This is a genomic window from Pantoea eucrina (assembly GCF_002095385.1).
Taxonomy (GTDB): domain Bacteria; phylum Pseudomonadota; class Gammaproteobacteria; order Enterobacterales; family Enterobacteriaceae; genus Pantoea; species Pantoea eucrina.
On sequence record NZ_MIPP01000095.1, the window covers coordinates 1 to 594 of the forward strand.

At 67.0% G+C, this 594-nt stretch carries 1 pseudogene; it reads right to left on the bottom strand.

The annotated features are described in order from the left end of the window. Positions 1-594: pseudogene (locus tag HA43_RS18935) on the bottom strand (pyrroloquinoline quinone biosynthesis protein PqqF); the annotation flags it as partial.

The window sequence follows — 594 nt, forward strand, 5'->3', positions numbered from 1 at the left end:
ACGCTGCTGCTGCAGCGCAGCGTAAATCCCTGCGTGATGCAGGTCAGAGCATCGCTCAGCGGCTGCCGGGTCAGCAGGCGCAGCCGGCCAGCCTGCGTCAGCTGGCGGATCGCCAGGACAAGGTCAGGAGGCAGATCGGCCGCAGGCGCTTCTGCTGCCGCCCGCAGCCGCAGCTGACGCAGCGGCGTCTCAGCGCGGAAGTCGCGCTGCGCCAGCTGCAGATAGTGCTGATGCTGGCGCTGCGTATTGTGCTGCACGGCCTGCAGATGCTGCCAGACGCGCTGCTCTATATGTCGGGCCTGCGCGGGTGAGATCTTCGCTGCACTGAAGCGCAGCGCGAGCAGCGCGTGCCGGGTATCCTGCCACAGCCAGCTGACCTGCAGCGTGTCACACGCGCCCTCACTGCGCAGCTGATGCAGCAGGCCGCCTTCAGCCTCATCGAGCCAGTAGCTGCGCAGCAGAGTGACACTGTCACTAAGTGTGCGATCGAAGGGGGTTAAAAGCGTCAGCCAGAATGCGTTCTCACCCGGCAGCTCAAGCTGCGCGAGCGCATGGCTGCCGGGCTGCCGGGGCACCACCGGCAGCGCCGGTACC